This is a genomic window from Streptomyces sp. NPDC059455 (genome assembly GCF_042750115.1).
Taxonomy (GTDB): domain Bacteria; phylum Actinomycetota; class Actinomycetes; order Streptomycetales; family Streptomycetaceae; genus Streptomyces; species Streptomyces endocoffeicus.
This window is the reverse complement of record NZ_JBHYVB010000156.1, coordinates 1-6,958: the sequence shown is the minus strand read 5'-3', so window position 1 is coordinate 6,958 and position 6,958 is coordinate 1. Positions and strand designations below refer to the sequence as shown.

At 68.8% G+C, this 6,958-nt stretch carries 7 protein-coding genes and 1 pseudogene; 3 read left to right on the top strand and 5 right to left on the bottom strand.

Features of this window, described 5'->3' with window-relative positions; genetic code table 11:
* Positions 1 to 230, top strand: a 230-nt coding sequence (locus ACFXB5_RS38700; RefSeq protein ID WP_385217367.1) for a transposase, incomplete at its 5' end; no start/stop codon positions are given.
* A gap of 201 nt (positions 231 to 431) precedes the next feature.
* Entirely contained in the window at positions 432 to 1,286 is an 855-nt protein-coding gene (locus ACFXB5_RS38695) for a hypothetical protein (protein WP_385217364.1), read from the top strand.
* A 61-nt stretch (positions 1,287 to 1,347) separates the two neighbouring features.
* Here the strand turns inward: ACFXB5_RS38695 and ACFXB5_RS38690 are convergent, their stop codons facing one another.
* The 3 genes from ACFXB5_RS38690 to ACFXB5_RS38680 are packed head-to-tail and all read right to left on the bottom strand — an operon-like array spanning position 1,348 to position 5,040.
* A complete protein-coding gene (locus ACFXB5_RS38690) occupies positions 1,348 to 2,358 on the bottom strand; it encodes a 1-aminocyclopropane-1-carboxylate deaminase (RefSeq protein WP_385217362.1) in 1,011 nt (336 codons plus the stop codon).
* Between the two features lie 13 nt (positions 2,359 to 2,371).
* Complete coding sequence (locus tag ACFXB5_RS38685; protein ID WP_385217360.1) at positions 2,372 to 3,652, bottom strand: MFS transporter; 1,281 nt, start codon at positions 3,650 to 3,652, stop codon at positions 2,372 to 2,374.
* On the bottom strand, positions 3,649 to 5,040 hold the full coding sequence (locus ACFXB5_RS38680) for a M20 family metallopeptidase (protein ID WP_385217420.1): 1,392 nt from the start codon (positions 5,038 to 5,040) through the stop codon (positions 3,649 to 3,651). Before ACFXB5_RS38680 ends, ACFXB5_RS38685 begins: the two co-directional genes overlap by 4 nt.
* A 226-nt stretch (positions 5,041 to 5,266) precedes the next feature.
* Here ACFXB5_RS38680 and ACFXB5_RS38675 point away from each other — a divergent pair, with 226 nt between their 5' ends.
* Positions 5,267 to 6,172 carry a LysR family transcriptional regulator gene (locus ACFXB5_RS38675; RefSeq protein WP_385217357.1) on the top strand — a complete coding sequence of 302 codons (906 nt, stop codon included), beginning with the start codon at positions 5,267 to 5,269 and terminating at the stop codon, positions 6,170 to 6,172.
* Positions 6,173 to 6,197: 25 nt separating this feature from the next.
* Here the strand turns inward: ACFXB5_RS38675 and ACFXB5_RS38670 are convergent, their stop codons facing one another.
* Positions 6,198 to 6,542: an Lrp/AsnC family transcriptional regulator gene (locus ACFXB5_RS38670; RefSeq protein ID WP_385217417.1), complete on the bottom strand. Its 345-nt coding sequence runs from the start codon at positions 6,540 to 6,542 to the stop codon at positions 6,198 to 6,200.
* A gap of 69 nt (positions 6,543 to 6,611) precedes the next feature.
* Positions 6,612 to 6,958, bottom strand: a pseudogene (locus ACFXB5_RS38665) (hypothetical protein); the annotation flags it as partial.

Genomic DNA, 6,958 nt, shown 5'->3' with positions numbered 1-6,958 from the left:
GGCCGGGACGGCGCGACTCGCTCCCCCTCGGGCGGCTCCCGGGCTTCTCCGTGATCCCGCGGCGCTGGGTCGTCGAGCGAAGTTTCGGATGGATCATGATGCACCGTCGCCTCGCCCGCGACTACGAGACCAAACCGGCGCACTCCGAGAGCATGATCCGCATTGCGATGATCTCCAACCTCGCGAAACGAGCAACCGGCGAAACATCTATAACTTGGCACAACCCATGAACTATCCCGTCTTCAACCGGAACGTCCTCTCAAAGCCGGTGTCCTGCCCCGGACACGGAGGGCAGGAGCACGCCACGACCGATGTCGGTGCCGGGTTCTACCTCGACCCGCCGAAGGAGGTGCGGAGGGGGGAAGGCTCCGACGCGCCGGTCTACTGGGGAGTACCACAAGCACAAGACCGACCCGGCGCGAGCGGCTTACGTGTACTGGTTCTTCTACGCGTACAACAAACTGACACCGGGCAACAGGCACGAGGGTGACTGGGAGCGCGTCGCGGTTCAATTGCGCGACGCCAAGCCGGAGGCGGTGACGTTCGCGAAGCACGGCGGCGATCCATGCAGCGTGAAGTGGTCGGACCTGAATCCGCAGGACGGGCATCCGACGGTGTACTCGGCGCGTGGTTCCCACGGCTCCTACCCGACTGCCGGATACCACCGGGTGAGTGCCACGTTCGACCGGACGTCGAAGGACGGCCCCGAGTGGCACACGTGGAACCGTGCCCGCCCCGCCGACCGCGAGCCCTGGTGGGGGTACGCCGGGTGGTGGGGTTCGCAGGAACACGTGAACGGCTTCAACGGGCCGATGGGCCCGTACCCGAAACGTCAACTGCCCGGCTTCTTCACCGACGACCGTTGTGGGTCCGCCGACAAGCCGCCGACGGATTCGCCCGGGGGACAGCCCGGGGAGCCCGGGGGCCAGACCGCGCCCAGGACGAAGGAGGGGGCGATCCGGCGGTACGAGCAGTACCTCCACGCCGTGGGGCGGGAGGACATCGACACCGTCTGCGAGATCGCCGGGCCCGCGGCGAAGCAGGCGGAGGACCAGGGGTTCGGTCCGTGTACGTCAACGTTTGTCATCACGTTCCAGATGATCTCGCCCACGCAGAAGAAAGCTCTGCAGACCGCGACAGTCGACCCGGAGCGCGTCGTCGTGCGAACGCCCGACAAGGTCGACATGCCGGCGGAGTCGGTCAGGTCCTCCGCCACCTTCTCCGAAAGCGACCTCGGGACCAGCACCCTGGAATACATCAAGGGCAAGTGGTACATCACCGACTGAAGCGCGCGTGATCGAGGGCGGGCGGCCCGGGCGCGGGGTGCCCGCCCCGGCGCCGCCGGTTCTACCCGAACAGGGCGCTGTAGCCGTTCAGCGCCGGCTGCCCGCCGAGGTGGGCGTAGAGCACCTTGGCGTCCTTGGCGATCTCGCCCCGGGCGACGAGGTCGATGAGGGCCGCCATGGACTTGCCCTCGTACACCGGGTCGGTGACCATGCCCTCGGTCCGCGCGGCCAGCCGCATCGCGTCCAGGGTGGACTCGTCCGGGATGCCGTAGGTGCCCGCGTGGTAGCGCTCGTCGAGCAGGATCTCGTCGTGCGTGAGCTCCCGGTCCAGGCCGATGAGCGACGCGGTCCCGCGCGCGATCCGCGCCACCTGGTCCCAGGTCTCCTTCGGCTTGGCCGAGGCGTCGATGCCGAGGATCCGCCGCGGCCGCCCGCCCAGCGCGGCGAATCCGGCGATCATGCCGGCCTGGGTGCTGCCGGTGACCGCGCACACCACGATGGTGTCGAAGAAGACCCCGAGCTGCTTTTCCTGCTCCGCCACCTCGAACGCCCAGTTCGCGAAGCCCAGCCCGCCGAGCCGGTGGTCCGAGGCGCCGGCGGGGATCGCGTACGGCTTGCCGCCCGCCGCCTCGATCTCCGCGATCGCCTGCTCCCAGCTCTCCTTGAACCCGATGCCGAACCCGGCCTTCACCAGCCGCACGTCCGCTCCGGCGAGCCGGGACAGCAGGATGTTGCCGACCTTGTCGTACACCGCGTCCGGCCAGTCGACCCAGCTCTCCTGGATCAGCACGCACTTGAGCCCCGCCCGGGCCGCGACCGCCGCGACCTGGCGGGTGTGGTTGGACTGCACGCCGCCGATCGACACGAGCGTGTCGCAGCCCTGCGCCAGGGCATCGGCCACGAGGTATTCCAGCTTGCGGGTCTTGTTGCCGCCGTAGGCGATGCCGGAGTTGCAGTCCTCGCGCTTGGCCCAGATCTCCGCGCCGCCCAGGTGCGTGGTCAGGCGTTCCAGGCGGTGCACCGGCGACGGGCCGAACAGCAGCGGGTAGCGGTCGAAGTCGTTGAGGGACAAGGGATCTCTCCGATCAGTGGATGTCGAGCCTGCGCCGCGCGAACGCCACGCAGGACAGGCTGAGCACGGCCAGGAACATCAGGTAGAAGGTCGGCGCGAGCTTGCTGCCGGTCACGTCGACGAGCCAGACGATGATCAGCGGCGTCGTGCCGCCGAACAGCATCACGGCGATGTTGTAGCTCACCGCCAGGCCGGTGGCCCGGTTGGTGACCGGGAACAGCTCCGCCATCATCGCGGGCAGTGGCGCGAAGTAACCGGCCTTCAACACGCCGATCAGGAACATCACGCCGAGTATCACCCCGAAGCCCGGGGCGGCGACCAGGAACGCGAGGCTCGGGTACACCAGCGCGAGGATCAGCATCGCGAAGATCAGCATGATACGGGTGCGGCCGAACCGGTCCGACAGGTGACCCACCACGGGAGTCAGGCCGGTCAGCACGATCCCGGTGACCAGGGTGGACGCGAATCCGGTCGACGCCGGCAGGTCCAGCTCCTTCACCGCGAAGGTGGGCATGTAGGTGATGAAGTAGCTGATCGCGGTGGACACGGCGAGCGCGCCCATGGCCACGAACATGCGGTCCTTCTGAGTACGGAACGTCTCCTTCACCGGCGCGCGCTCCTGGTCCGCGGTCTCGACGAACTCACCGGCCTCGCCGACGTAACGCCGGATGTAGTAGCCGACCGGGCCGATCAGCAGACCGAAGAAGAAGGGGATGCGCCACCCCCACGACTCCAGCTGCGCGTCGGACAGCGTGGCCGTGAGCACCGTGCCGAACGCCGACGCGAGCAGCGTCGCGAAGCCCTGGCTCGCGAACTGCCAGCTGGCCATGAAGCCGCGTTTCTCGGGCATGTGCTCGACGAGGAACGCGGTGGCGCTGCCGAACTCCCCGCCCGCGGAGAAGCCCTGGACGAGCCGGGCGAGCAGGATCGCGATCGGCGCGACGAGCCCGATCTTCGCGTACGGCGGCATGATCGCGATGAGCAGCGTCGCGACCATCATGAGCCGGATCGACACCATGAGCGCACGCTTGCGCCCGGCACGGTCGGCATACCCGCCGAGCACGAGTGCCCCCAGCGGACGGACCACATAGGCCACCGCGAACGTGCCGAGCGTCAGCAGCAGCGACACGGTCTCGTCGGCGGTGGGGAAGAACTGTTTCGAGATCGTCGCGGCGAAGAAGCCGTAGACGAGGATGTCGAACCATTCCAGCGCGTTCCCGATGGACGCGGCGATGATGACGCGGTGCACCTTCACCGGTGCTTCGGGGGCGACTGTCTGTGTGGGTGCGGTCATGGGTGACTCCTCACGGGAGAGTCCTCGCCGAGGTCCCAGAACACGCCGGCCATGATGCGCAGGCTCTCCCGCGCCACGGGGGCCAGCAGGTGCTCGTCCGGGGCGTGCTGGGCGCAGGCGGGGTAGGAGTGCGGGATCCAGAGTGTGCACAACCCGAGCTCGTTGGCGAACGCGTCGTTGGGAAGGCTGCCGCCGAGGTTCGGCAGCAGCGCGGGTTCCGTGCCGGTGGTCCGGCTGATCGAGCCGAGTGCCCAGCGCACCCAGGGGTCGTCCGGATCCGTCCGGGTCGGCGGCATGGTCGGGCCGACCTCGACGTCGACCATGGGAAATCCCTGCTCGTCCAGGTGCTTGCGGAGGATGACGCCGAGCTTGTCGACTTCGGTGCCGACCACGGACCGGAGCTGGCAGTGCGCGTGTGCGCTGCCGGGAATGGCATTGACCGGGTTGTCCGGGTTGCCGGCGGCGAGCGACAGCACCTCGACGCTGTTCCAGCCGACGAGGCGCTCGGCCGGGGTGAGACCGGGTTCGCCCCATCCCTCGTCGACGGGCGGATCGTCCGGTCCGCTGCCGACCGGGATGTCGCGCAGGGCTTCCCGGACGTTCCCGGGGATCTCCCGCGGCCGCAGACTGGGCACGAGGATGCGGCCCCGCCCGTCGACGAGGGTGGCGAGCGCGCCCGCCAGCACGGTCGCCGGATTGCGCAGCAGACCGCCCCAGTTGCCGGAGTGGTACGAGCCCTCGCGCAGGTCGACCCGCAGTGTGAACGGGGTGGAGCCGCGTGAACCGAGGAACAGCGTCGGACGCTCCGCGGCCACGCGCGGCCCGTCGGACGCGATCAGCACGTCGGCGGCGAGCTCGTCCCGCAACTGGGCGCAGACCGTGCGCAGGCCCGGCGAGCCGGACTCCTCCCCGGTCTCGACCAGCACCTTGAGGTTGAAGCCGAGCCGGCCGCGCACGCGGAGCACCTGCTCGAGTGCCGCGAAGTTGATGGTGTGCTGGCCCTTGTTATCGGCGGTGCCGCGGCCGTACCAACGGTCGCCCTCGACCACGACCTGCCACGGATCGAGGCCGGTCCGCCACCGCTCCGGCTCGCCGAGCACGACGTCGCCGTGGCCGTAGACCAGCACCGTGGGCAGCGCATCGTCCTCGTGCCGGACCGCCACGAGCAGCGGGTGGTCACCGGCGGGGTTGTCGACGACGCGCGCCTCGCAGCCCAGTCGTCCGGTGAGCGCCGGGGCCAGCTCGTCGGTGAGGTAGGAACGCAAGTCCCGCGCCCGCGCCCGGTCCTGGCTTTCGGTCGCGAACGCGACCCGGCGGCCGAGGTCGGCGAGGAATTCTCCGGAATCGTAGTATTCGGTGGCACGATCGATCACGGCAGCACGGGTCATCATTACCCTTAACATCGGAAACGTGCAATTTACAATGCATCCGGCCGGTGCGCAGAGTTTACGGAGCGGCGATAGGGAGGCGATAGAGGGAGCAATTGCGCGTTTTCGAAAGGTGTATTGCCCTGGCGGCAACGGCTACGGCAACGACTACGGCTACGGCTACGGTGGGTCGCTTCCCCGTCACCGCCTTCGACGGCCCCGCTCCGCGCTGCAGTACATTCTCAGAATGCCTCTCCTGCCCACGTCGCTGCGTTACTTCCTCGAGGTCGCGCGCACCGGTTCGATCAGCGAGGCCTCGGAGCGCCTGCACGTGGCCACGTCGGCGATCAGCCGGCAGATCGCGAAGCTGGAGCAGGACGTGGGGGCCCCGCTGTTCGAGCGCCAGCCTCGGGGGATGGTGCTGTCGGAGGCGGGCGAGATTCTCGCCGCCTACGTCCGGCGCAGTGCGCTCGAGGCCGATCAGGTGCTCGCCGACGTGCACGGCGTCGAGGCCCTGCACCGCAGTACCGTCAAACTCGCGAGTAGCGAGGGTTTCGCGCGCGATTTCCTGCCGGCGGCTATCACCGCATTTCGGGAAAAGCATCCGGGGGTGCGGTTCCGGATGAATGTCACCGGTCCGGCGGCGGCCACGCGACAGGTGATAGACGGCACGGCGGACCTGGCCGTCACTTATAGCCTCGGGCCGGAAGGGGGAATCAAGGTCGAGTATTCGCAGCAGCAGCCGATCTACGCGCTGATGCCCGACGATCACCCGCTGGCGCACCGGGAGCACGTCGAGCTCGCGGACCTGCTGGAGTACCCGCTCGCGCTGATGGACGAGGGGACCACGATCCGGCAGCTGTTCGACGTCTGCGTCGCGCTGGAAGGGCTGAACTTCGAACCCGCGCTCGTCAGCAACTACTCCGGTGCGCTGCAGAGTTTCGCGCAGCTACGCGGTGGGGTCACCCTGGTCGGTCCGCTGACGGTGCGGCGGCTCGGCGCCGACCATCTGGCGATCGTTCCCATCCGCAATCCGGAGCTGAGCCGCCGGAGCATGCAGATCCAGTCGATGGCGCGGCGCGCGCTGCCCGCGGCGGTGCGGGCCTTCCTCGCGCACCTGATCGAACAGATCGGTGATGACCTGCCCAGGTAGACGGATCCCCGGCGGCGACGCGGCTTTACCTGCCCTCGGCTCGGCGAAGGAGCAGCGGGGTGAGGCAGGGCGGCACCAGTTCGCGCATGGCCAGGGCCGTCGTCGTGCGCTCGATGCCGGGAATGGCGAGGATCTGCCCCGCGATCCGGTACAGGTCGTCCGCGTCGGCGGCGACCACCCGTACGAGCAGATCCGTCTCGTCGCTGAGGCCGAAGACCTCCACGACTTCGGCGATGCCCGCCAGTGCCTCGGACACCTCGGCCAGCCGGTGCTGATTGACCTGCGCGGTGACGAACGCGGTGAGCGGGTGGCCCAGGGCGTTCGGGGTGATCCGGCGTTCGAAGGAGCCCAGCGCGCCGCCCTGCTCCATTTTGGCCACCCGGGCCTGGACGGTGTTGCGGGACAGGCTCAGGTGGGGCCTTGACCCAAGGCCGGGTAGTTAACGTATTTCCGCTGGTGGCAAGAGGGTTGGGCGAGTTCTCGGGCTGTTGTAGGTGGCGGGGCCGGTCTTGGTGATGAGTCCGTTTACGGGCCATCTGTCGAGTTGTCGGTACATCGTGCTGAGGGTGATGTCGCCGAGGTGGCGGGCGAGGTCGCGGGTGTGCCACTGACGGTCGGGTTCTGCGTGAAGGAGGTCCAGGACGCGCTGTCTGTGCCGGTCGGCGGTCGGTGTGTGCCGATCGTCGTGCGAGACGGTGGGCAGGTCGGGATCGGGTTCGAGGATGGTGACGTCGAGGTCGGTGGCCAGGCGGCTTGTGTCGGGGCGGCCGTCGTCTTGGCGTGCGG

What these genes read in the sequence shown, in the direction of transcription:
- ACFXB5_RS38685 (WP_385217360.1), bottom strand. Translation starts at nt 3,652, where the DNA reads ATGACCGCACCCACACAGACAGTCGCCCCCGAAGCACCGGTGAAGGTG.
- ACFXB5_RS38680 (WP_385217420.1), bottom strand. Translation starts at nt 5,040, where the DNA reads ATGACCCGTGCTGCCGTGATCGATCGTGCCACCGAATACTACGATTCC.
- ACFXB5_RS38675 (WP_385217357.1), top strand. Translation starts at nt 5,267, where the DNA reads ATGCCTCTCCTGCCCACGTCGCTGCGTTACTTCCTCGAGGTCGCGCGC.
- ACFXB5_RS38670 (WP_385217417.1), bottom strand. Translation starts at nt 6,542, where the DNA reads ATGGAGCAGGGCGGCGCGCTGGGCTCCTTCGAACGCCGGATCACCCCG.